The sequence below is a fragment of the Pseudoalteromonas apostichopi genome (assembly GCF_030297135.1).
Taxonomy (GTDB): domain Bacteria; phylum Pseudomonadota; class Gammaproteobacteria; order Enterobacterales; family Alteromonadaceae; genus Pseudoalteromonas; species Pseudoalteromonas apostichopi.
In genome coordinates, this window is sequence record NZ_AP028065.1 from 2,755,353 (window position 1) to 2,779,149 (window position 23,797).

Below are 23,797 nucleotides of genomic sequence, written 5' to 3' on the forward strand. Positions count from 1 at the left end.
TGCATGAGCTTTGAAGTCGATGAAGATATATTACAGGATTTCCTTGTTGAAGCAGGAGAAATCTTAGAGCTATTGTCGGAGCAATTAGTTGAGCTTGAAAACAACCCAGAAGACAAAGATCTATTAAACGCCATTTTTAGGGGCTTCCACACTGTTAAAGGTGGTGCAGGTTTCTTAAGTATGACTGAACTTGTTGATGCTTGTCATGGCGCAGAGAATGTTTTCGATTTATTACGCCAAGGTGTACGCACTGTTACGCCTGAGCTAATGGACGTAATATTACAAGCTCTTGATACTATTAATGAAATGTTCGCCACGATTCAAAATCGCGAACAACCAGAGCCTGCAGATCCAGCCCTATTAGAAGTCCTTCATAAATTAAGTCAGCCGCCTACTGCAGAAGAGCTTGCAGGTGAAGATTTATCTGTAGCAGAGGACGTTGCAGTTGCACCTGAAGAACCAGCAGTTGAAGAGGTTGTTGTTGATACGCCTGAAGTCACAGCAGATACAGCAACAGACAACATCGATGAAAATGACCCATTTGCGTTCGATATGTTATTTGATGGCGGCGGTCTTGCTGATAGCAGCGCTGAGTCTCAAAATATTGACGAAATCACTGAAGATGAATTCGAAAGCCTGTTAGATGAGCTGCATGGAAAAGGCCAAGGACCAGCAGCATCTGCTCCTGAGTCAAATAGCAGTGACAGTGATGATATTACCGATGATGAATTTGATAGTTTATTAGATGAATTGCACGGTGTTGGTAATTTTGGGGAAGTAAAACAAGATAATACTGCCAAGCCTGAAGCTACAAGTTCTATTGAGCCAGCCTCTGCCACCCCTACTGCAGAGGCAGCAAGCAGCGATTCAGACGATGAAATTAGTGATGATGAGTTTGAGGCACTTCTTGACGAGTTACATGGCAAAGGCACAGCTCCTCAATCATTGGAAAGTTCAACCGCGGAAAAAGCACCAGAGCCACCAAAAGCTGAACCTACAAAACCTGCTCAGCCTGCAGCCTCTAAACCGGCACCTGCACCTGCACCTGCACCGAAACCTGCAGCTGCAGCTAGTAAACCTGCTCCAGCTCCTGCAAAAGCGCCAGCAGCTTCAGCGGCACCGAAAAAGGCTCCGCCTCCACAGGCAGAAACAACGGTTCGTGTTGATACCAAACGTCTTGACGAAATCATGAACATGGTTGGTGAGCTTGTATTGGTTCGTAACCGCTTGGTAAGTCTTGCGAATAACAGCAACAGTGAGTCAATGGGTAAAGCCATCTCGAACCTAGACGTGGTAACCGCAGACTTACAAGGTGCGGTAATGAAAACCCGGATGCAGCCAATTAAGAAAGTATTTGGTCGTTTCCCACGCGTAGTTCGTGACTTAGCTCGTAGCTTGAAAAAAGACATTAATCTGCAGCTAGTAGGTGAAGAAACCGATTTAGATAAAAACCTTGTTGAAGCACTTGCTGATCCATTGGTGCACTTAGTGCGTAACTCTGTAGACCATGGTATTGAAATGCCAGATGTGCGTGAAGCTGCAGGTAAACCGCGTACAGGTACAGTCACGCTCTCAGCATCACAAGAAGGTGATCATATTCTGCTTACCATTCGTGATGATGGTGCTGGTATGGATGCTGATAAGCTGAAAAAAATCGCAATCAGCAAGGGTGTAATTGATCATGATCAAGCAAGCCGTTTGTCGGATACAGAAGCATACAACCTAATATTTGCTCCTGGTTTCTCAACGAAAGAAGAGATCTCTGATATTTCAGGGCGCGGTGTCGGCATGGATGTGGTTAAAACTAAAATAACCCAGTTAAATGGTTCGGTTAACATCCAGTCGGAATTGGGCGTAGGTACTGCACTAGAAATTAAGGTGCCATTAACGCTTGCTATCTTACCAACTCTAATGGTTGTTGTAGGTGAGCAAACCTTTGCTCTACCGCTTGCTGGCGTAAGCGAAATTTTCCACCTTGATTTAACTAAAACTAACGTAGTTGATGGCCAACTGACAATAATAGTTCGTCAAAAAGCGATTCCGCTTTTCTATTTACAACATTGGTTAGTAAAAGGTGCCAACCGCCAAGAGCGTAAAGCAGAAGGTCACGTGGTGATTGTACAAATAGGTACTAAACAAGTGGGCTTTGTTGTTGACTCATTAATTGGTCAAGAAGAGGTGGTTATCAAACCTTTAGATGCCTTATTACAAGGCACGCCAGGAATGGCAGGTGCGACAATTACTTCTGATGGTGGGATTGCATTGATCCTCGATGTACCTAGTATGCTTAAGCATTACGTTGGCTAATAATAAATAATAAAGTGCAGTGTTTAGCTGCACTTTAAATGATATAAAACAAGAGAGTGCCAATGGCAGTCAAAGTATTAGTTGTTGATGATTCAAGCTTTTTTCGCCGCAGAGTAAGCGAAATTTTAGAGCAAGACAGCAATATTCAGGTAATTGGTTTTGCCGTTAATGGTCGTGAGGCGGTAGATAAAACCCGTGAATTAAGACCTGATGTAATTACTATGGATGTTGAGATGCCAGTTCTTGATGGCATTAGTGCTGTGAAAGAAATAATGGCAGCAACACCGACTCCTATTTTAATGTTCTCATCACTCACCCGTGATGGTGCAACAGCAACCCTCGATGCACTTGATGCTGGTGCTTTAGATTTTTTACCGAAAAAATTCGAAGACATTGCACGTAATAATGAAGATGCAATCGCGCTTTTACAAAATAAAGTAAAAGAAATTGGTCGTCGTCGCCTCTCTCGTTTTTCGCGTCCGGCACCTATTTCGAGACCAACTCTGGCTCCTGCACCAAGGGGCAGTAGCGCTACAAGTACTAGCAGCGGTATTGTTCAGCCTGATCGCAGCTTTAGCCGTTCAGCTCCTGCTAGTTCGCCTGCGGAATCGTTATCGAGTACAAGTAAAATTCGAGCTTCGGGCAAGCAATATCAGTTGGTTGCTATTGGTACATCAACTGGTGGGCCGGTTGCGCTACAGACCATTTTAACTCAGCTGCCTGCTAACTTTCCGCATCCTATTTTGCTTATTCAACATATGCCAGCTGCGTTTACTCCTGCTTTTGCAGCACGCCTCAATGGTTTATGCAGAATCAATGTGAAAGAAGCGCAAAATGGTGACCGCTTAATGCCAGGTACAGCCTATTTAGCGCCAGGTGGTCAACAAATGTTGATTGAAGGGCGCAGCGGCTCTCGTACATTACGTGTGTTTGAAGATGATAGCCCACGTATTACTTATAAGCCAAGTGTTGATGTCACCTTTGCGAGTGCAGCAAAAACCTATGGCGGTGATGTTCTAGCCGTGGTGTTAACGGGTATGGGTGCTGATGGTCGTGATGGAGCGCGTATGCTTAAGCAAGTCGGTGCAACCATTTGGGCGCAAGATGAAAAAACCAGTGTAGTGTATGGTATGCCACAAGCCGTTGCGAATGCTGGTTTGGCTAGTGAAAGCTTAGCGCTCACAGATGTTGCAGCCCGCCTAACGCGTGAGACTGGCTGTGGATAAGCTGTCTTTTCTCGGCTTAATTATCGCAATTAGTGCTATTGCATTTGGTTATGCATTAGAAGGCGGCGTTGTCACAGCTTTGTTCAATGGACCTGCGCTGATTATTGTTCTTGGCGGTACGCTTGGGGCTGTTATGCTCCAGACCCCTGGTAGTGTTTTTGCAAAAACACTCAAAATTAGTCATTGGGTGTTCTTTCCGCCATATCATGATATTGATGCAGCTATCGAACAAGTAAAGCGCTGGTCGCACAAAGCACGCCAAGAAGGTTACTTAGCGCTTGAATCTGAGGCACTTACTCATACAGACCCATACGCGGCAAAAGGGTTGAGTCTACTCGTTGATGGTATCGATGAGCAAAAGCTTAGAGATACCCTTGAAATTGACTTAATGCTTGAACGAGAGCGCTTGTTAGAGGTTAGCCGAGTTTATGAAGCGATGGGGGGTTATAGTCCAACAATTGGTATTTTAGGTGCGGTACTTGGTTTGATTCAGGCAATGCAATTTATAACAGATCCTGAAAAATTGGGTGCGGGTGTCGCCACCGCTTTTATCGCTACCATCTACGGTGTAGGTTTAGCTAATTTATTATTCTTACCTATGGCCAATAAGTTAAAGCAGCAAATTGAACAAAAGATGCTGTATCATGAATTACTTGCTGAAGGCATTATTGCTATCTCGCAAGGTGAAAGCCCACTGAATATAGAACTAAAACTTGAGGCGTACCGTGTTGAGCGTCCAAGCTTAGTTGAAGAGTAATTTATTATGATGCGCCGTCGTCTGCGTCATAACACGTCAAAAAACCAACATACCGAGCGTTGGCTTGTTTCTTATGCCGATTACATGACTATCATGTTTGCTTTTTTTGTGGTCATGTATGCCATAGCAATTAATAAAAATGAAGACTTTCAAATTCTCTCCGATTCGCTTGAGCAGGTTTTCGAGAAATCAGCTCGTGAGCAACAGCAAGTTGGAACCGGAGTGAACGGCACCGGAATTTTAACAGACAGAGTCAGTCCAGAAAAAGACATCCTTTACGGTGAAAGTATCCGAAAGGATGAGCAAGGGCCTGAATTACTTGATGGGCAAAGTGAAACGAGTAATATTGATAAAAAGCATCTAGGCAAGCCCCTTGATAGTTTGCTAACTAAACTACAATCTGCACTCATTGATGAAATTCGTGATGGTGAAGCAAGTTTAGAGCTTCATCAAGACTGGCTTATTATTGAACTAAGCTCAGGTATGTTGTTTTCTTCGGGCAGTGCTGTTGCACAGCAACGTGCAAAGGAAGTTGTAGGTTTAGTTAGAGATATTATAGCGCCTGTTGATAACTATATCCGCGTGCGTGGTTATACTGATAACGAAGGTATTCGTAATGAAATGTTTCGCTCTAACTGGGAGTTATCGGTAGCCCGTGCAACATCAATACTTGTTGAACTTGAGAGTTTAGGTATTAATCCTGCTCGAATGGCAATTGAAGGTTATGGTGAATATTCACCTTTCGCTAGTAATGACACTGAGCAAGGTCGCGCGGAGAACCGTAAAGTGGTCGTAGCGTTATCGAAGTATGGTTTACCCCCCGAAGAGCCGCAAAGTACTGAACAAGAATCACAAAATCAACCGGAAAAGACGACAGAAATTGAGTTGCCAAGTGATGATAACAGCATTAAAGTGATTCAATTACCGCACGGTGGCATTAGGATTACCACGCGCAATGAACAATAATAAGGTGTGATGTGAAAGTTTGGACCGTAGCGAATCAAAAAGGTGGGGTAGGGAAAACAACAACAGCTGTTAGCCTTGCTGGCATTCTTGCTTTACAAGGAAAACGAGTGTTACTTATTGACACTGATCCGCACGCATCATTAACTTATTATTTTGGCATTGACTCTGAAGAGCTTGAAGTCAGCGTGTATGATATCTTTGCACGCGGCAATAGTATGGCCAGTGAAGAAGTTTTACAGGCTCTGTGCCCATCTACGCTAGAGAATCTTGACATTTTACCGGCGACAATGGCAATTGCTACGCTAGATAGAAGCATGGGCAATAAAAATGGTATGGGTCTGATACTTAAAAAAGCACTAGCTAAAATTAGTGACCATTACGATTATGCAATTATTGATTGCCCACCTGTTTTAGGTGTTTTAATGGTGAATGCACTTGCCGCGAGCGAACGGATATTAGTACCAGTACAAACAGAGTTTTTGGCCTTGAAAGGTCTTGACCGTATGATGCGTACGATGGAGCTGATGCAAACATCGCAAGCAAAACAGTACCAATATACGATTATTCCAACAATGTACGACAAACGTACTAAAGCATCACTTGAAGCTTATAAGACTCTGCAGGATAATTACAAAGATAAAGTATGGTCAGGCGTGGTGCCCGTCGATACAAAATTTCGAGATGCTAGTTTAGCACAACAGGTGCCGATTCAATTTTGCCCACGCTCACGTGGCGTGTTTGCATATCGCGCACTGCTTGATTACTTAATTGCACAGGGTTAAAGATGAGTAAGCATTTATTTGCCAATGAAAAAGTGATGACCCAATATTTGGGCGCTTTGTTGTGTGAAGATGAGCCTACTGAAGAAAATCTAGAGCCGGTTGCAAAGTTACTAGAGCAGGTTAAAGAGCCTGAAACTAAGACAGAAGAAAAGCTGACAGAGGTTCAGCCTACCCCAAAATATGCTTTACCGACCCCTGAACCGACTAAAGAGCTTGAGAAAACCGAGAACCAAGCTAATATCAAAGATATAGTTGCAGAACCTAAAGCTGAACTGGTTGCAAAAACTTCGTCTGATCGTCAAGAAGACTATTTTGATGGTGAGTTTCAGGCGTTGTTCTTTGAAGTGGCGGGTTTAACTCTTGCTGTACCTTTAAAAGCATTAGGGGGAATTCATCAGCTGGGAGAGGTTAATCAATTATTTGGCAAGCCTAAATGGTTTAAAGGTGTAATGCTTAACCGAGAAGAAAAGCTTAATGTTGTTGACACAGCACGCTGGGTAATGCCAGAAAAATATGATGAAAAATTAGAACAATCACTAAATTATCAGTATTTAATCACCTTAGGCGACAGTCAATGGGGATTATTGGCTGAAAAGCTCGTAAATAATATTACGCTTCGTAAAGAAGATGTAAAATGGCGAGCGAAATCAGGTAAGCGGCCTTGGCTTGCAGGTGTCATCAAAGAGAAAATGTGCGCCTTGATTGACGTTGAAAATTTAAATCAATTGCTAGAGCAGGGCTTAGACAGCCGTGAGCAGTAACTATTTTTACGGAGTAATAGCATGAGTGAAGAAAGACTACTGTCAGCAAATAAAAACGCTGATAGCAACGATGAAGTGTTACAGTGGGTAACCTTTAAACTTGAAGAAGAAACGTACGGCATTAATGTAATGCAAGTACAAGAAGTACTTCGCTATACAGAAATTGCTCCTGTGCCAGGTGCGCCTTCTTATGTGTTAGGTATCATCAACTTACGCGGTAATGTTGTTACTGTTATTGATACTCGTGCGCGTTTTGGTCTGATGGGCGCAGAGGTAACTGATAATTCACGTATCGTCATCATCGAAGCAGAAAAGCAAGTGATCGGTATTTTAGTCGACAGTGTTGCTGAAGTGGTTTACCTGCGTAGCTCTGAAATTGATAGTGCGCCAAATATTGGCACTGAAGAGAGTGCTAAGTTTATCCAAGGCGTATCAAACCGTGATGGTGAGTTATTGATCTTGGTTGATCTTAATAAATTATTAAATGACGATGAGTGGGACGAGCTAAGCGCACTATAAGCGTTTGGAAATTATATGCTGTTATACTCTTTGTTTGGTGCCTCAATCTTGCTTGTATTAGTGTGTTTGGGGCTTATTTTTGTCAATAACAATAAGCAAGCGGTGGCGATTCAAGCCAAGCAAAAGCAGCTACAAGAAGCTCAGCAACAGTTGAGTATTTTGCGTAGCGAAGTGGCTGAAATGCGTGCCGGAATGCTTAGTATTGGCAAACGAGTTGTCGCTGTTGAAGAGAAAAGTAAAGAGCTTGAGCAGCTGCAAGATGCACAAAAATATGATGATCCGAATGCGAAAATTTATTCGCGAGCGGTAAAAATGGTTGAGCTAGGTGCTGATTTAGAAGAAATAATTCGTGAATGTGAATTACCCAGAGCCGAAGCAGAGCTGCTCATGTCACTTCATAAACAAAAAGGCGCCCAATGAGGCGCTTTTTTATTTGAGTTTTTGAACCCTAAGCTTGAATGTTGAGCTTACCCTGAAAATCTTGCCAACCCGGTGGAAATTTACCACGTAATACATATGAAAAAGCAATTAACTCTGCAATCACGTAGTAAAGCTCTTTTGGAATTTCTTCACCTAACTCAAGATGCGATAAGGTTTGTGCTAAGTCAGCATCTTGGTGTATCAAAATACCTTTTTGCTCAGCAAGTTTAACGATTTCTTCAGCCAATTCACCAAAGCCTTTACTGGTTACTCGTGGTGAGCTGCCTGCTTCATATAGTAGGCCAATTGCTGATTTATGCACCGATTGTTCACTCATAAATATTACACCTTAATATTAATAATCGCATGCGATTTATAAAAAGCTTGGTGGCTTGATGTACCTTGCTGCAAGTTTAGCTCGCCTACATTTAAGCCATGGCCAGCTAATTTATGACGCAGTGTTTCTAAGTGCGGATGAGCAAGTGCGGTTACTTCTTGTGAAGAAGCGAGTAACTGACAATCAACTGCTTTATCCATCACCTCTGCGGTAATTTGTAACTTGCCAAGCTGGGCATAATCAAAGTTCAACCGCACAAACCAGACATTCTTAGCTTCGAGTTTATTTTTACTTGGCTTTTTATACTGCCCTAAGCTGATTTCTGTTTGCCCAGTATCAGGAGGTAACTTCATCGGCAAGAAAAACTGCGCCAAAGCACTGTTATCTTGTTGCTGATTGATGGGCGTTGTTTGCACCTGAGCCAAAGTGTTTTTTAGTTGTGAAGCTTCAGCTGCCATAGCTTGCATCGCAGGCTGCTGTAGCTGTTCTAGTAACTTACTGCCGTTAACGGCTTTAAAGTTGGGCACTAACACTTGCAGTAAGGCATCAAGACCTGTCTGATTATTAAAACTAAGGTTGGTTGGTGCTTGGTTAATAATTGGTGCGGCAAGTGTAGCCACTGCTAATTGTTCTAACCCTTGGCTAAAGCTTGCTTGCTGAGTTTGGCTAGGCAGCGCTGTTGGCCTGAGGATACTTAAAAGTTCTCGTTCAATCGTTGTAGGGTGCATGTTTTGACTCGAGATCATGCGATTAAATGCTTGATTAACGAGTCGATTTAAATCTACTGAAGATGATGTATTTTGTTCACTCAGTGCTACAAGTTTTTCTGTTAATTGCACCGGTAGAGGTATGCTTGCTATAGGCTTGCTTTCAGGAAGCGGTAATAGTTTCGAAATCAGTGCCGCTTCAATCGGTCTTATCGGCAATAATGGCTGACTCAAGTTCGGTTCTTTCAAAGCTAAAAAAGGGGCGTGTAATTGAGTTTGCTGCTGAGCAACTTTTTGTAACCCTGCGGTTTGCTCACTAAGTGCTCGAGTCGCTGAGTTTAATGTCGCTTGTTTAGTTTGTATAACCTGCTCACTGCTATTTTTAACTACTGAATTTGCAAGATTACTTTTAACTTGAGCAAGCTGTTCAGGTACAGGCTTACCAGAACTCAGTGTATTAACAGCTTTGTTGTCTGTAGGCGCTGTTTGCAAAGTATTATCTGTGCTCAGCAAAGAAGGTTGTGTTTTGCTACTGTTTGTTGATGATTGACTCGCCTGAGTTTGTGCATTAACAAGCGGCTCTAAACTGACTTTTATTCGCTGCAATAGTTGTATTAAAGGTGCCGCCTTGTTATAGCTTACGGGTAAACTAACTTGCTTTGCAGACTGACTTTCGGTTAATGATTCTGTCTGTTTAGACGTAGGTAATGGCGTATTAGCTGTAACTGGCCCACTGGCTTTTTGCGCTACTTGGAACGCAGCGTGTTGTGGCGCGGTTTGTTGAACAGCGGCAAACTTTATTATATTGATTTTATTAGCATTAAAGCCTAGCTGGCTAATCATGTTTTTGCTTTCAATCAGCTGATGCGTTGACTGGTTAACAGCAGCTTTTGTGGTAGCAGGGAGTTTTTCAAAATAGCGCACTGCATCACTAATACGCGTTTTTAAATCAGCAAAACTGTCTTTTAGCCAAGAGCTAATTGGTGAATTTGAGCTGCTCGATGGTGCTAACAACGTATTCTTAGGTTCAACAGCTTGGCTTTTTAATGCTTGGTTAAATGTTTCAGACAGCGAATTCTTTAACAGTATTTGTTGCACAGGTGCTTTATTTATCAGTTCAACAGTATTTTTAACTTGCTGGGGGATTAGTTTTAATGCATGCGGGTGAAATTGCCACTGGGCTTGAATCTGTTTGGCTTGCTTTGGCGACATTCTTGAAAGAGGTAGAATTAATTCGTTTTGTTGTTTGTTAGCAACACTCAGTTGCACTTGCTGCCCAGCTAGTTTTAAGTTCATTTCAGGGGTTAGCTTAGCCACCAACTCGGCTACTTTTTGTTGGTTAACACTTTGTTGATGCAATGAATCGCCAAAGCGATTAATAATATTTAAGTTAAAGCTGTTTTGTTGATTGGTAGCAGGCAGCAAAATGGCTTTAAGTGGTGCTTCAGCTTTTAAAAGAGCAACGAGGCTATTGTTAAGAGTAAACTCTGTTTTTAATGTTGGTAGTTGTAGTAAAGGTTTGCTTGGCGCAATTTGAGCTGGGTGTGGCAGATTTGTATTTGCACTCCCTTGCGTTAGCAAGTTCAGTAGTGCTTGTAACTGCTGGCTTTTGCCAAGTGTAATCGTCAGCGGTGATGGTGTGATAGTCAGCTGTTTACCATCACTACTTAATTGAATGTTGGCCGCTAAAAAGCGCTCAGTTTTGAGATTCTCTTGCTCTGTTGATAAGCGTAAAGTTTGCCATGAGTTATTGATTAGCACGTCCATTTGCACGCTGTGCTTACCAATCACAATATTACGGGCAGTTAGGCTCTGCTCAGCCAGCATTTTTAAGGCATCATTTGGTGAGTGTTCTGATGCACTGCTTATTGCTTTTTGGTCTAGATTAAGCTGAGTGCTGAGAGTCAACTGGCTTTGTTTATTCATTATTTTAGATCAAATATAAGTTAATCGTTTTAAAGCAATATTCGTATTACCCTATCATTATGGTAGACTAACGCCTAATTTTGGGTATAGAGAATCGTCATCTTGTTACACATTAAGGCCGTCACCTGCATCAAGCAAGATCGTTGTTTGTTTGCGGATCTTAATTTCAGCTTGAAATCGGGGCAAATTATGCAGTTAGCTGGTCCGAATGGGGCTGGTAAAACATCATTATTGCGCATTATCGCGGGTTTCGCTATGCCAGATGAAGGCGATGTTTTTTACCAAGAGCGTTCGATTACAAAATACTATGATGAATATGCACAAGAGCTAATGTTCATCGGCCATAAAACCGGTGTAAATACGCAACTCACTGCCCTTGAGAATGCTGCATTTTGGCTAAAAATTAATGGTTATGATTGCAAGCAAGACTTATATCCGATCCTAGCAAAAATAGGTTTAGTTGGCCTTGAAGATGTGCCTGTTCGCATGTTGTCAGCAGGACAGCAGCGCCGTGTAGCCTTAGTAAGGTTGTGGTTAAATAGTGCCAAGCTATGGATCCTTGATGAGCCATTTACGGCTCTTGATAAAAGCGGTGTAGCATTTTTGCAAGAACGCTTTGTTGAGCATTTAAATGCTGGCGGCGCAATTCTTTTAACCACCCACCAAGATTTAACGACACAATTTAGTGACCTAAAAACAGTGACTTTGGAGTATCGCCACTGATGGTAAAGCAGCATTCGTATTGGCAATTATTCTCTGCGGTTTTTTTTAAAGATCTGAAATTAGCGTTTCGTCAGCGTGCTGAAATCGTTAACCCCATCTTGTTTTTTCTTATTGTTATTACACTTTTTCCGTTAGCAATTGGCCCTGAGCCTGGACTGCTAGCTCGCATGGCTCCGGGTATTATTTGGGTTGCTGCGTTACTATCGACAATGTTAGGCCTAGATAAACTATTTCGTGATGATTATCACGACGGAACATTAGAGCAATTAATTGCCTCTTCGTATCCATTACCGTTGACAGTGCTTGCAAAAGTTGCGGCTCATTGGGTTATTACGGGGCTGCCTTTAGTGTTAATGACACCGGTATTTGCTTTGTTATTGAATTTAGAAAGTTCAGCGCTTTTAGCAACTGTTCTCACGTTATTGTTGGGGACACCATTGCTTAGCTTCATTGGCGCAATTGGCGCTGGACTTACTGTGGGACTGCAAAAAGGCGGCATTCTAATGAGTTTGCTTGTTTTGCCTTTGTATATCCCTGTACTAATCTTTGCAACCTCTGCTATTGATACCAGCTCTATGGAGCTTGCCTATAGCGGACAGCTTGCAATTCTTGGTGCCATGCTAATCGTAGCGATTATAGCGGCGCCAATTGCCATATCGTCAGCATTGAAAGTGAGTGTAAGTTAATATGTGGAAGTGGTTACATCCCTACGCAAAAGCAGATCGTGCTTACCAATTGTGTAACACCTTACTGCCTTATTTCGCCGTCGTTACGGTGGTCTGTATGATTGTTGGATGGGTCTGGGGGCTTGCTTATGCTCCAGCCGATTACCAACAAAAAGATAGCTACCGAATTATTTTTATCCATGTGCCTTCAGCAATTTTATCAATGGGCGCTTATTCTTCTATGGCGATTGCAGCAGTGATCGCACTAGTATGGCAATTACGTAATGCTGAACTTGCTGTAATTGCAATTGCACCAGTTGGGGCATGTGTGACAGCGATAGCACTAATTACCGGCGCAGCATGGGGTAAGCCTATGTGGGGCGCATGGTGGGTGTGGGATGCGCGTCTTACCTCAGAGCTCATTCTGTTATTTTTATACTTGGGTGTGTTATCGCTTTATCATGCTTTTGAAGATAAAAAAGCAGCGGGTCGTGCCGCCTGTATTTTAGCGATTGTTGGAGTTATCAACTTACCGATTATTCACTTCTCTGTAGAGTGGTGGAATACCTTGCATCAAGGTGCAACCATTACAAAGTTTGATACTAAAGCCATTGATCCAAGCATGTTTTGGCCATTAATGGTGAACATAGTTGCGTTTGCAGGTTTTGTTGGGGTTGTGACTTTAATCCGCCTTAAAAACGAAATTTTACAACGTGAAAAGCACCGCCCTTGGGTGCGTGATATGCTTAAGCGAGGTTAATCATGCAGTTTGATTCTTTTTCAGATTTTATTGCCATGGGTGGCTATGGCTTTTATGTGTGGTTGTCTTTTGGCAGCTGTGCATTGATTTTACTCGGTATTTTATTTAGTTCGTTAAACGATACAAAGCGTATTTTCTCTTCAGTTAGGCAGCAAGCACAACGTGAAGAGCGCATTAAGAAAGCGAAGCAAGAGGCAGGGCAATGAATCCAAGACGTAAAAAACGTTTATTAGCTGTTGTAGCCATTATTTTTGGTGTGGGTGCAACCATTGGTTTAGTGCTTTATGCACTGCAAGAAAACATCAATCTATTCTATACCCCAAGTGAACTTGTTGAGGGTAAAGGACCAAATAAAGAAAAACCGCACATCGGTCAGAAGCTACGTATAGGTGGCATGGTTGTGCCAGGCTCAGTTGTTCGAGATGAATCAAGCTTAAAGGTAAGCTTTAAGTTAATAGATAAAGGCCCTATGGTGACCATTAATTATCAAGGGATTTTGCCAGACTTATTTCGTGAAGGCCAAGGGATTGTGGCGCAGGGCGTGTTAGTAAAAGCGAATGAAATTGATGCCTTTGAAGTTCTTGCAAAGCATGATGAAGAGTATATGCCAGCAGAAGTTGCAGAAGCAGTGAAAGGTATTAAACACGAAAAACCGACGTATAACTTAGAGAACGGTAATTAATATGATCCCAGAACTCGGTTATTTTTCTTTAACACTGGCTATGGTGCTCAGTGTTTTACTGTGTATTTTTCCTTTGTGGGGGGCGCATACCGGCAATTTACGTTTAATGCGCGCAGCTCCATCATTAGCAATTGGGCAGTTCGTATTTGTACTTTTATCATTTGCAGCACTTATTTATGCCAGTTTAACCGACGACTTTACCGTATCGTACGTTGCTTATCACTCAAGTAGCACCTTACCTTGGTACTACAAAATCACTTCGACATGGGGTGGTCATGAAGGAGCAATTTTACTTTGGTTAGTGATGCAAGCAGGTTGGACAGCCGTTGTTGCTATGCGCTCGCAATCATTGCCTTGGGTTTTACGTGCCCGAGTGCTTGGTGTGTTAGGCTTTTTAGGTGTCGGCTTTATGCTGTATACCTTGTTAATGTCGAGCCCATTTGAACGTCTATTGCCGTATTTCCCAGTTGAAGGTCGCGATTTAAATCCATTACTGCAAGACCCAGGTATGATTATTCACCCGCCATTGCTTTATATGGGTTACGTAGGTCTATCAGTGTCTTTCTCATTCGCAATCGCTGCGCTACTTACTGGTAAACTCGATAATACTTGGGCCAAGTGGTCTCGTCCTTGGACTATGGCTGCATGGGGGTTTTTAACTTTAGGTATTACCATCGGTAGTTGGTGGGCATACTCAGAACTAGGCTGGGGCGGCTGGTGGTTCTGGGATCCCGTTGAAAACGCTTCTTTAATGCCATGGCTTGTGGCAACAGCGCTATTACACTCACTCTCAACCACAGAAAAACGTGGTGTATTTAAGTCATGGACAGTGTTACTGGCTATTGCGGCATTCTCTCTAAGCTTACTTGGTACTTTTATTGTTCGATCGGGCATTATTGTATCTGTGCATGCCTTTGCGTCAGATCCTAATCGCGGTATGTTCATTTTAGCTTTCTTAGCCATTGTTGTGGGTGGCGGTTTATCGCTGTATGCACTGCGTGTTTCACAGGTGAAAAGTGAGGGCCGTTATAAGTTTGCCTCACGTGAAGTTGCCCTTTGGTTAAACAATATATTTTTAGTTGTGGCAACGCTGATTGTACTTCTAGGTACTTTACTGCCAATGATCCACAAAGAGCTTGGCTTAGGCAGTATTTCGATTGGTGAGCCTTTCTTCAACAAGATGTTTGCTATTCTACTAGTGCCATTTGCCATTTTAATGGGTATGGGTCCACTGTTACGTTGGAAACAAAACAAATGGTCAATGCTGCAGAACAAACTTGTTCTGTCGGCAGCAGTAAGTTTAGTTGCAACGGCGGCATGGTTGTATTCAAGCTACGACGTGATTGCGCCAATTACTTTTATTGCAACAGCATTGGCGGTATGGATTTTTGTTACCACTCTTGTTGATTTAGCTGCAAAAGTGACTATTCATAGCTCTCTAGGCGAAGGCTTTAAACGACTAGGGCTAAGTTACTGGGCGATGGTTTTAGGTCACATTGGTTTAGCATTCGTGATTGCAGGTGTAACGTTAACTTCTGCTTACTCAGTTGAGCGTGATGTATCAATGAAGCCTGGCGAAACCGTGGCTTTAAATGAATACCAGTACCGATTTGACGGTGTTAAAACAATTCGTGGCGCAAACTATAGTGGTCATGCAGGTGTCGTCACTGTACTGAAAAACGATAAAAAAGTGACCGTTTTACATGCTGAAAAGCGTCGTTATGATATTGGTATGCAATTTATGACAGAAGCGGCTGTTGATGCCGGTTTTACACGAGACTTATACCTAGCACTGGGTGAGCAATTAAGCCAAGGTGCTTGGTCGTTACGTATTTATCATAAACCTTATGTTCGTTGGATGTGGCTCGGTGGTATCTTGATTTCACTGGCAGGCTTTTTAGTGCTTGGTGATAAACGCTATCGCCAGAAGTCGACTAAGCAGGAGGCTTTAGTATGAATCGTAAACTCATCGCACTAGCGCCTTTATTGGTGTTCGTTTTACTGTGTGTGTTTTTATATCAAGGTTTGTTTGCTAATCCTCGTGAGTTACAAACAGGGCGTATTGGGCAGGCTATGCCTACTTTTAACTTGCCAGATTTGATGGATGAGTCAAAGCGTTGGACTGACGCCGATTTAAAAGGTGAAGTTTACCTACTTAATGTATGGGGTACTTGGTGTCCGACTTGTTTAGCTGAGTTAGGTTACTTAACTGAGCTTAGAGAGCAGGGCGTTAAGATAGTTGGTTTATACTATGAACAAGGCTATGACCCTGATTTCGATGGTCAGTTTGATATTAACGCACTACGTGAAGACGTAACTAGCATGCTTAATCGTGCCGGCGACCCGTATCAATTTAATATCTTAGATTTAAAGCGCACTTTAGCTCTTGATTTAGGGGTTTCTGGTGCGCCAGAAACCTTCTTAGTCGATAAGCAAGGCACTATTTTGCTGCACCATACAGGTGATATTAATCCGCGTGTATGGCGTGCTAAATTCGCACCGTTAATGCAGGAGTTACAGTAATGAGACTCGTGATCTTTTTAGTAAGTTTGTTTATCACGTTTACAGCATTTGCAGAGCAAGACAAGTATCAATTTGATGATAAAGAACAAGCCGTTCGCTTTAGTGAGCTAACCAAAGAGCTGCGCTGTCCAAAATGTCAAAACCAAAATATAGCTGACTCAGACGCGGTTGTAGCCAAAGACTTACGCGATAAGGTGTTAGCGCTGGTAAAAGATGGCAAAAGCAAAGATGAAGTCATTGATTACATGATTGACCGTTATGGTTACTTCGTACACTACGATCCACCAGTCACACCAGCAACCTTGGTATTGTGGGTATTGCCTGTATTGATTGTGGTTCTTGGCTTTGGCTTTATTGTTTTACGCCAACGCAAGGCATCAGTGAAACAAACATGGACAGAGCAAGACGAAGCATTACTTGCAAAATTAATTGAACAAAATCAACGTCAGGAGCAAAGCTAGATGGCATTAATGTGGGCTTCTTTTGTTTTACTCACACTGATTGCATTGCTATTTGTTGTCGTACCGTTTTTTAAACGTGAGCGTATTCAACGTCTTGATCACAATGCAAACTCGGAGTTAATCCGAATTTATCATCAACGTTTAGATGAACTTAAAACTGAACTCGATAACCAACGTATTGATGCACAAATGCACGATGAGTCAGTTATCGAACAAAAACGTCGTTTACTCAATGAGTTGTCGCCTGAAAAAGCGTTGAACAGTAAAGGTAATAACCGTATTTTTGCCCTTACTGGCGCAGGCTTTTTGATTGTTTTAACAGCTATCTTTTATGGTTATACCGGTAGTCAGCAGCAAATTAAAGGCTGGCATGACGCGATGGCTAATCTTAAGTCATACGGTGAGCGTGCCGTTATGCAAGAAGGTGAGCCTTTAACACCGAATGAGCTACAAGCTTTTGCTTTAGCACTGCGTACTAAGCTTGATCAAAGTGGTGACGATGAAGTGGCGTGGATGCTACTAGGTCGTGTTGCTATGTCATTAAATGAATTTGATATGGCAATGCAGTCATTTGATAAAGTGCTTAAAATGAATCCTGATAACAAACAAGTGCTGATCAGCTACTCGCAAGTTTTGCTAATGGAAGGCAGTGATGCGAATATGTCTCGAGCAGCGACTATGTTATCAAGAGTGCTAAAAGCAGAGCCAACTAATATTGATGCAATCTCATTATTAGCATTGATTGCTTATGAGCGTAAAGATTGGCTTCAAGCTAAAACAGCATTTGAAGTATTGCTTGCAAGTATGCAGCAAAGCGACCCACGTTATAGCATGATTGCAGAGCGTATTGCCGAAATCGATGCCCATTTAAGTAATGATCAGCAAGTCAAAAAGACTGAATTAGCAGAGGCTACAAGCAGTGAAATTAGCATCACAGTTGATTTAGACCCTGCACTTGCCGATTCACAGCCGCAAAACGGTACATTGTTTATTTTTGCTAAAGCGGCAAGTGGCCCGCAAATGCCATTGGCTGTAGTTAAAATGACAGAGTATAGTTTTCCGTTAACAGTGATTTTAAGTGATACTAATGCGATGGTTGAAGGTCTGAATCTATCTAGTGTCGATAAAATTATTTTAACTGCGCGTTTATCAAAAGATGCAACTGTGGTAACTTCAAGCGGCGAGTTGGAAGGCAAGTCGGATGTCTTAGAGCGTGCAAACGTTAAAGAATATTCACTGCTAATTAATGAGTTAATACCGTAAGGATAGCCGATGTTTAGGCACAGTATATTTTTTATCTTTTTTTTAGTACTTGCAGGATGCGCACAGATACCTGAAGAAAAAGTGGATGAGCGAGACCCATTACAGTCGTTTAACCGTCCTATGTATGATTTTAATATGGACGTGCTTGATGCCTATATTCTTCGTCCAGCAGCCGTTGGTTATGTCACAGTGACACCAACCCCTGTTAGACGCAGTATTGTTAATTTTACTGATAACATTACAGCGCCGACAGATATGGTCAATGCTGGTCTGCAGGGTAAACCAGGTAATATGGGTATTAGTTTAGCGCGCTTTCTAGTGAACTCTACGGTAGGTCTACTTGGCTTATTTGATGTAGCCTCATCGCTTGGTTTAGAAATTGTCGATGAAGATTTTGGTCAAACCCTAGGTGTATGGGGAGTCGGTGATGGTGCTTATTTAATGATCCCAGGTATGGGGCCAAGTACAGCACGAAATCTAACTGGTGATGTGGTAGATAACTTCGTTCTACCTGAAATTACACTAACCACACCACAAACTATTCTGGTATTTGCGCTAAAAGCCGTTGAAGCACGTGCCTCGTTGATGCCGCAAGAGAGCTTATTAAATGAGTCGTTAGACCCTTACATTTTTATGAAGGATATCTACTTCCAGCGTCAATTATATGAGCTACATGATGGTAATCCACCAGTAGAAAAAGAACCCGATGATTTTGATGAAGATTTCCTAGAAAATCTCTAACCTAAAAAATCAAACCAATAAAAATGCCAGCAATTGCTGGCATTTTTATGTTTATATGGGGGAAGTTAATCTCCAAATACACCCATTTGTTCATTAGACCAGCTTAATGCATCGTGGTAAGCATCAGGTACTTCTTCGGGTTTAAGACCGAGTTCTTCTTGAATATCCTTTGCTTTATCCCACTCAGCTTGTTCATAAAATTTTACTAAGCGTAAATAAGTCGCTAGTAATCCTTCACCATGAAGCAAAGCACCTTTGATTTCATTTGTAAGAGGAAGTTTACCCATTACGCTTGGCATATCTTCATCGAGGATAGCGTCCATTAACGACATCATACCGGTTAAAAATGCCATACCCGTATCACGTAACTTGCCATGGCTTATTGCTAATAACTCAGCAAAACGGGCGCGGGTTAGTGATAAACGTATCAGCTCTGCAGGTTTATCTGCCGCAACTTGTGCAGCAAATAAAAGTGATAAGAAACGTTTGATTTCTTCACTGCCTAAAACAATCAGCGCTTGTTTTATCGTGCTAATTTCAGCTCTGCGTTTGAAAGCTGCTGAGTTTGAATAGCGTAACAACTTGTAAGATAAGTTAACGTCTCGTTCAAATACCTCGGTGATTTTTCTGAGATTTAAATCAATACTTGAGGTTTCGTATAAAAGCTCGGCAAGAGCCATCTCAGAAGGTGGTAAAGTTTTACTTTGCACCATTTCAGGCTTTGAAAAGAAAAAGCCTTGAAAATAGCTAAACCCCATGTCCAAAGCAAGTTGGTATTTTTCGTATGTTTCAACTTTCTCGGCGAGTAACTTGATGTGCGGGTGAGGTTTGATTGCCTCAACGACGGATTCAATAGACTCTTTATCACAGGTTAAAAAGTCAATTTTGATAATATCGATATACGGATAAAAATGGCGCCAAACAGGTTGGTGTATGTAATCATCAAGGGCAAGCGTATATCCGCGCTCTTTTAAATCTTGAACCATTGCTAGTAAACGTTTACCCGGTTGAATCGTTTCAAGAATTTCGACAACTACTTGCTCTTTACCCAGTAAAAGTGGGTAGCCTTTTTGGAGTGTCTCTAAAGTGAAATTAATGTAGGCTGGTTTGTTATCCGTTAAATCTTCTAAACCAAAATTGAACTGACTACCTTCAATGAGTCGAGATGTCGCTTCATCACCGTCAATATCAGGAAAAACGTTATCTACGCCATCCCTAAACAAGAGTTCGTAGCCGACAAGTTTCTTTTCCTTATCTAAAATAGGTTGGCGTGCAGCGTAAAAATACATAGTCCTAGCAAGTCCACTTCGGTTAATTCATTTATCCATGAGCAATATAAGTCATCGTGCCAAAAATAGCATTAATTAAATATTCATTTTTGAGGATAAATACTGATTTTCTGTGATCCTAAGACTAGGATAAATTGTAATGAAATTCTATAACTAGCGATTAAATATCACATTTTTGTTATGAAAAGGTTGTAATTGTAAACCCTGCCACTGAACGGCTTGATTGGAGTTGTAGGGTAGAAGCATGTTATAGTCATGAGTGATATCGGTTTTTACCCCAATAATGTCTTAAATTTAAGTAACTTGCGAGTCATTATTCGGATTAAAAGCCAACATTAAACAATTATTGGAGGCTAATTTGGAAACAGGAATGATAATTTCGTTAGCATTGTACTTCATCGTAATGTTGGGGATTGGGCTATACGCTTATAAGCAATCCACAGACGATGTATCAGGTTATATGCTAGGTGGTCGTAATTTATCACCAAGTGTTGCTGCGCTTTCAGCAGGTGCATCAGATATGAGTGGTTGGCTGCTAATGGGCTTACCAGGTGCAATGTATCTGTTCGGCTTAAGCAAAGTTTGGATTGCTATAGGTCTAGTACTCGGTGCTTGGGCTAACTATTTCTTAGTAGCGCCTCGTTTACGTGTTTATACTGAGAAAGCGAATGACTCAATCACCATTCCAGATTATTTCGCAAACCGCTTTGATGATAATAAAAATATACTGCGTGTTATTTCTGCGATAGTAATCATTGTTTTCTTCACCTTGTATACTTCATCAGGTGTTGTCGCGGGTGGTAAGTTATTCGAAAACTCATTTAATATGAGCTATGAAATGGGTCTGTATATCACAACTGGCGTTGTAGTGTTATATACCTTGTTTGGTGGCTTCTTAGCAGTAAGCCTTACAGACTTTGTTCAAGGCTGTATCATGTTTATCTCGCTGCTTGCAGTACCAATTGCGACATATACTATGCTTGATCAACCATTCATGGATACACTCGCCAATGCACGCTATGATTTATTGTTAAGCTCACCAAAAGAAACTGAAATTCATGCACTTAACATGATGGACTGGTTTGCTGGTGGTTCGACGATTGCTATTATCTCTGCAATGGCATGGGGTCTTGGTTATTTTGGACAGCCGCATATTATTGTTCGTTTTATGTCTGTGCGTTCAGTTAAAGATATGCCAACTATGCGACGTGTGGGGATGTCGTGGATGACACTTTCAGCAATTGGTGCTGTGTTAACAGGTTTATTTGGTGCTGCTTATATGCTTGAAAACCAAATGCCAATTGATGATAAAGAAACTATTTTCTTGGTATTGTCTGAACTTATCTTCCATCCTCTAATTGCTGGTTTCTTATTGGCTGCTATTTTAGCTGCGATTATGAGTACCATCTCATCGCAATTACTAGTGTGTTCAAGCTCTCTAACAGAAGACTTCTATAAGATTTATTTAAACCGAAGTGCTTCTCAAAAAGAGCTAGTATTAGTCGGTCGTATTAGTGTTATCTTGGTTGCTCTGTTTGCTATTTACCTAGCGTATGACCGCGATAGCTCTATTTTGGATTTAGTAAGTAATGCATGGGCTGGTTTCGGTGCTGCATTTGGTCCATTAGTACTACTTAGCCTTTACTGGAAGCGCATGAACTTACAAGGCGCTATCAGTGGTATGGTTGTCGGTGCTGCAACAGTACTGTTTTGGATTTACGCGCCAATTAAGATCGATGGCCAATCGCTAAGTGCAATTATTTATGAGATTGTCCCTGGCTTTATTTTATCAACGATTGCCATTATTGTTGTGAGCCTAATGACGACTGAGCCGAAAAAAGAAATTACAGATTTATTTGATGAAGTTGAGTCATCACTTTAGTTTTGAGTAAGCACAAAAAAGGGCAACATTTGTTGCCCTTTTTTTAATTTTATAACCAATGCTTAGCTTGCAGCTTTTTCTTTTATATCTGCAACGTTATCGTCTGATTTTGCTTTTTTAGGCTTCGCAGGAACCTCTTTTGCACCTTTAAGTACAGCCATAAATTGGTCTTTTTCTTTAGCCATTTCAAGCGCTAGTGATTCAATTTGTTGCTCGCTTAATGGTACATCAACTTTTTCAAGCATTAATTCTAATGACTCAGCAATGTCGAGCATTTTGTCATACGCATCAGCTTCTTTCTTAGTAGTAAACGTCATGCGCTCGACTCCGTTTCTTTCTACAACATATTTAACAACAACAGCCATGATTTCTCCTGCATTTAAGCGTGGCATTTGCAGCGTAAAATCGCCACTTTGATTACTGTTTTTATATACAGTAATGCTTCGGGCCTTACTTTGCAAGTATCTAAAGAAATTTTTTATGGAACAAATTTGACAATAATAGGGGCATTAGCTTTATTTATATTGTTACCCAAAGTTAAACACAAGCGATGGAGTGAGTGTTGGGTAATAGCTAACTACCTGTCCAAGATGGACATCACGGAGGAAATTATGAAATTACTATCAAGTCTTTTACTTGCCACGAGTATTGCGTTACTGCCTACAACACCGGCATTCGCCGTAAAACCAACCGAAGCAACACAAGTTAAAATGCAAAAGCTCAGTATTAACAAAGCTAGCATCGATCAACTTACTCAATTACCGGGTATTGGTGAGTCTAAAGCTAAAGCGATTGTTGAGCATCGCAATAAGCAAGGTCCGTTTAAGTCGGTAGAGCAATTAAAAGAAGTAAAAGGAATAGGCGATAAGGTATTTGCTAAACTTGAGGGGAAAATTACGCTTTAAAAGACTAGGGCGTGTTGACCTATTGTGATTGATTTTGCAGCAGTATGTTTGGTATTTAAGCAAGGCAGAGCCTATGTCGTGTGGTTGTTCAACATAAATAGGCGATAACGCAGCATCCATACCAAACACGCGCTACCTTTTGGGTTCTTCCTAGGGGCGATTATCTTTTTATTACTTAAATAGATGAAGCTAAAGGGCGTGGGCAGAACGCGGTAGCTTTGCTCGATTTTTACTTAGTCCACTAGGTTACAAATCTCGCGCCGCGATTAAATTGCCCCTAGAGTGAACAAACTTTAATCCACAAAGGTCAACACGCCCTAAACAGGGCGTTATTCGCCCTGTTTAAATTCATTGATAGCTTTGTCTAAATGCGCTAGTGCGAACAAATTTTCGATAGGTGTTGTGATAAGTGGGTAACTTAAGCCTGCTAATAATAACCAAGGTAACAGCATCCAGCCTTCAAAGTAGGCTAAACCTAAAAATAATGGCGCAAGAAAGGCAAGCTTACACACCGATAAAATAATCTTTTTACTTGGGCTTAAATGAGCCAGAGCAAGTGCAATTATTTGCTGGCGCTGCCTTACTTTAAAAGTTTTTAAAGCAGGGATTTGACTAGTAAAAAAATAAATCATTATAACGACTTTTTAGTTACTAAACGGCTAAATAAAACGGCTACAAAGACTATTGAAAACGCAGCGAAAATAATCTCCATCCATGCAGGCATACTCATTGATGCAAATTGCCAATCAATATTGCCGCAATCGCCAGTGGCTGCAAAAAAGCTAGGGATCCATTCATGCAGTGGCATAAAGCTTGGGAAATTAGGCTCAAATGCGCAGCTAAATGCAAAAGGGTCGGTATTGTTTTGCATTGCAATGTGTTCTTTAGCAATAAAGTAACCCCAGATTGCAGAGATACCCCAAGTAGCAAATGCAACAAGGCGAACAACCATATTTTGCGGGTTAATCGCTCCAATCACACCTGCTGCAAGTAAGCCTAAAACAGCGGTACGTTGATAAATGCACATAATACATGGTTCAAGTCCCATGCTGTATTGAAAAAACAACGCAGTGACTTCAAACGCTAGTGAAATAAATGCTAATAATAACCAAGGTGTTCTTTTAGTTGCTAATTCTGCTAACCAATTCATGAATGATCCAATTTGAAATTGTTTTCAAGATTATGCTTAGACGGG

Annotated in this window: 26 protein-coding genes; 20 read left to right on the plus strand and 6 right to left on the minus strand. The window is 41.5% G+C overall.

The features are described 5' to 3' along the window. Positions 1 to 3 precede the first annotated feature (3 nt). From QUE86_RS12480 to QUE86_RS12515, 8 genes are all read left to right on the plus strand, one after another. Positions 4 to 2,307 (plus strand): chemotaxis protein CheA, encoded by a 2,304-nt coding sequence (locus tag QUE86_RS12480; RefSeq protein ID WP_286257573.1) that lies wholly within the window; start codon positions 4 to 6, stop codon positions 2,305 to 2,307. A gap of 62 nt (positions 2,308 to 2,369) precedes the next feature. Then, on the plus strand, positions 2,370 to 3,533 hold the full coding sequence (locus tag QUE86_RS12485; RefSeq protein WP_286257574.1) for a protein-glutamate methylesterase/protein-glutamine glutaminase: 1,164 nt from the start codon (positions 2,370 to 2,372) through the stop codon (positions 3,531 to 3,533). Next, positions 3,526 to 4,290 (plus strand): flagellar motor protein, encoded by a 765-nt coding sequence (locus QUE86_RS12490; protein ID WP_167657946.1) that lies wholly within the window; start codon positions 3,526 to 3,528, stop codon positions 4,288 to 4,290. Before QUE86_RS12485 ends, QUE86_RS12490 begins: the two co-directional genes overlap by 8 nt. A gap of 6 nt (positions 4,291 to 4,296) precedes the next feature. Continuing rightward, entirely contained in the window at positions 4,297 to 5,256 is a 960-nt protein-coding gene (locus QUE86_RS12495; RefSeq protein WP_130052056.1) for a flagellar motor protein MotB, read from the plus strand. A gap of 11 nt (positions 5,257 to 5,267) precedes the next feature. Next, positions 5,268 to 6,038: a ParA family protein gene (locus QUE86_RS12500; RefSeq protein ID WP_130052055.1), complete on the plus strand. Its 771-nt coding sequence runs from the start codon at positions 5,268 to 5,270 to the stop codon at positions 6,036 to 6,038. A 2-nt stretch (positions 6,039 to 6,040) separates the two neighbouring features. Beyond that, positions 6,041 to 6,799 carry a chemotaxis protein CheW gene (locus QUE86_RS12505; RefSeq protein ID WP_239976955.1) on the plus strand — a complete coding sequence of 253 codons (759 nt, stop codon included), beginning with the start codon at positions 6,041 to 6,043 and terminating at the stop codon, positions 6,797 to 6,799. A gap of 21 nt (positions 6,800 to 6,820) precedes the next feature. Further along, complete coding sequence (locus tag QUE86_RS12510) at positions 6,821 to 7,318, plus strand: chemotaxis protein CheW (protein WP_054553251.1); 498 nt, start codon at positions 6,821 to 6,823, stop codon at positions 7,316 to 7,318. 15 nt (positions 7,319 to 7,333) lie between these two features. Next, positions 7,334 to 7,738: a DUF2802 domain-containing protein gene (locus QUE86_RS12515; RefSeq protein WP_130052053.1), complete on the plus strand. Its 405-nt coding sequence runs from the start codon at positions 7,334 to 7,336 to the stop codon at positions 7,736 to 7,738. A gap of 28 nt (positions 7,739 to 7,766) precedes the next feature. Here the strand turns inward: QUE86_RS12515 and QUE86_RS12520 are convergent, their stop codons facing one another. Further along, on the minus strand, positions 7,767 to 8,075 hold the full coding sequence (locus QUE86_RS12520; protein WP_130052052.1) for an EscU/YscU/HrcU family type III secretion system export apparatus switch protein: 309 nt from the start codon (positions 8,073 to 8,075) through the stop codon (positions 7,767 to 7,769). A gap of 5 nt (positions 8,076 to 8,080) precedes the next feature. Then, complete coding sequence (fliK, locus tag QUE86_RS12525; protein ID WP_286257581.1) at positions 8,081 to 10,708, minus strand: flagellar hook-length control protein FliK; 2,628 nt, start codon at positions 10,706 to 10,708, stop codon at positions 8,081 to 8,083. A gap of 147 nt (positions 10,709 to 10,855) precedes the next feature. Between fliK and ccmA the strand changes: the two genes are divergently transcribed. The 10 genes from ccmA to QUE86_RS12575 are packed head-to-tail and all read left to right on the plus strand — an operon-like array spanning position 10,856 to position 18,526. Continuing rightward, complete coding sequence (gene ccmA, locus QUE86_RS12530) at positions 10,856 to 11,431, plus strand: cytochrome c biogenesis heme-transporting ATPase CcmA (RefSeq protein ID WP_353506594.1); 576 nt, start codon at positions 10,856 to 10,858, stop codon at positions 11,429 to 11,431. Next, a complete protein-coding gene (gene ccmB / locus QUE86_RS12535) occupies positions 11,431 to 12,117 on the plus strand; it encodes a heme exporter protein CcmB (protein ID WP_062569752.1) in 687 nt (228 codons plus the stop codon). Before ccmA ends, ccmB begins: the two co-directional genes overlap by 1 nt. A 1-nt stretch (position 12,118) precedes the next feature. Continuing rightward, on the plus strand, positions 12,119 to 12,856 hold the full coding sequence (locus QUE86_RS12540; protein ID WP_130052050.1) for a heme ABC transporter permease: 738 nt from the start codon (positions 12,119 to 12,121) through the stop codon (positions 12,854 to 12,856). Positions 12,857 to 12,858: 2 nt separating this feature from the next. Then, complete coding sequence (gene ccmD, locus QUE86_RS12545) at positions 12,859 to 13,062, plus strand: heme exporter protein CcmD (RefSeq protein ID WP_167657948.1); 204 nt, start codon at positions 12,859 to 12,861, stop codon at positions 13,060 to 13,062. Then, on the plus strand, positions 13,059 to 13,538 hold the full coding sequence (gene ccmE, locus QUE86_RS12550) for a cytochrome c maturation protein CcmE (protein ID WP_130052048.1): 480 nt from the start codon (positions 13,059 to 13,061) through the stop codon (positions 13,536 to 13,538). The genes ccmD and ccmE overlap by 4 nt, the downstream gene beginning before the upstream one ends. 1 nt (position 13,539) lies before the next feature. After that, positions 13,540 to 15,495, plus strand: coding sequence for a heme lyase CcmF/NrfE family subunit (locus tag QUE86_RS12555; RefSeq protein WP_178926723.1), 1,956 nt, complete (start codon positions 13,540 to 13,542; stop codon positions 15,493 to 15,495). Next, positions 15,492 to 16,061 carry a DsbE family thiol:disulfide interchange protein gene (locus tag QUE86_RS12560; protein WP_130052046.1) on the plus strand — a complete coding sequence of 190 codons (570 nt, stop codon included), beginning with the start codon at positions 15,492 to 15,494 and terminating at the stop codon, positions 16,059 to 16,061. Before QUE86_RS12555 ends, QUE86_RS12560 begins: the two co-directional genes overlap by 4 nt. Beyond that, positions 16,061 to 16,522, plus strand: coding sequence for a cytochrome c-type biogenesis protein (locus tag QUE86_RS12565; protein ID WP_130052045.1), 462 nt, complete (start codon positions 16,061 to 16,063; stop codon positions 16,520 to 16,522). Before QUE86_RS12560 ends, QUE86_RS12565 begins: the two co-directional genes overlap by 1 nt. Continuing rightward, positions 16,523 to 17,785, plus strand: a complete 1,263-nt coding sequence (gene ccmI / locus QUE86_RS12570; protein ID WP_286257591.1) for a c-type cytochrome biogenesis protein CcmI — start codon at positions 16,523 to 16,525, stop codon at positions 17,783 to 17,785. Positions 17,786 to 17,794: 9 nt separating this feature from the next. After that, on the plus strand, positions 17,795 to 18,526 hold the full coding sequence (locus QUE86_RS12575; RefSeq protein WP_130052043.1) for an MlaA family lipoprotein: 732 nt from the start codon (positions 17,795 to 17,797) through the stop codon (positions 18,524 to 18,526). 65 nt (positions 18,527 to 18,591) lie between these two features. On the opposite strand, the gene QUE86_RS12580 is transcribed toward QUE86_RS12575, so the two are convergent. Beyond that, on the minus strand, positions 18,592 to 19,815 hold the full coding sequence (locus QUE86_RS12580) for an EAL and HDOD domain-containing protein (RefSeq protein WP_130052042.1): 1,224 nt from the start codon (positions 19,813 to 19,815) through the stop codon (positions 18,592 to 18,594). 370 nt (positions 19,816 to 20,185) lie between these two features. On the opposite strand from QUE86_RS12580, the gene putP reads away from it, so the two are divergent. Continuing rightward, complete coding sequence (gene putP, locus QUE86_RS12585; RefSeq protein ID WP_130052041.1) at positions 20,186 to 21,697, plus strand: sodium/proline symporter PutP; 1,512 nt, start codon at positions 20,186 to 20,188, stop codon at positions 21,695 to 21,697. Positions 21,698 to 21,759: 62 nt separating this feature from the next. Here the strand turns inward: putP and QUE86_RS12590 are convergent, their stop codons facing one another. Further along, positions 21,760 to 22,062: a YebG family protein gene (locus QUE86_RS12590; protein ID WP_130052040.1), complete on the minus strand. Its 303-nt coding sequence runs from the start codon at positions 22,060 to 22,062 to the stop codon at positions 21,760 to 21,762. Between the two features lie 246 nt (positions 22,063 to 22,308). Between QUE86_RS12590 and QUE86_RS12595 the strand changes: the two genes are divergently transcribed. Continuing rightward, positions 22,309 to 22,602 (plus strand): ComEA family DNA-binding protein, encoded by a 294-nt coding sequence (locus QUE86_RS12595; RefSeq protein ID WP_130052039.1) that lies wholly within the window; start codon positions 22,309 to 22,311, stop codon positions 22,600 to 22,602. A 329-nt stretch (positions 22,603 to 22,931) separates the two neighbouring features. Here QUE86_RS12595 and QUE86_RS12600 read toward each other — a convergent pair whose 3' ends face one another. After that, on the minus strand, positions 22,932 to 23,234 hold the full coding sequence (locus QUE86_RS12600) for a DUF6170 family protein (RefSeq protein WP_130052038.1): 303 nt from the start codon (positions 23,232 to 23,234) through the stop codon (positions 22,932 to 22,934). Then, on the minus strand, positions 23,234 to 23,752 hold the full coding sequence (gene dsbB / locus QUE86_RS12605; protein WP_130052037.1) for a disulfide bond formation protein DsbB: 519 nt from the start codon (positions 23,750 to 23,752) through the stop codon (positions 23,234 to 23,236). Before dsbB ends, QUE86_RS12600 begins: the two co-directional genes overlap by 1 nt. Positions 23,753 to 23,797: the final 45 nt, after the last annotated feature.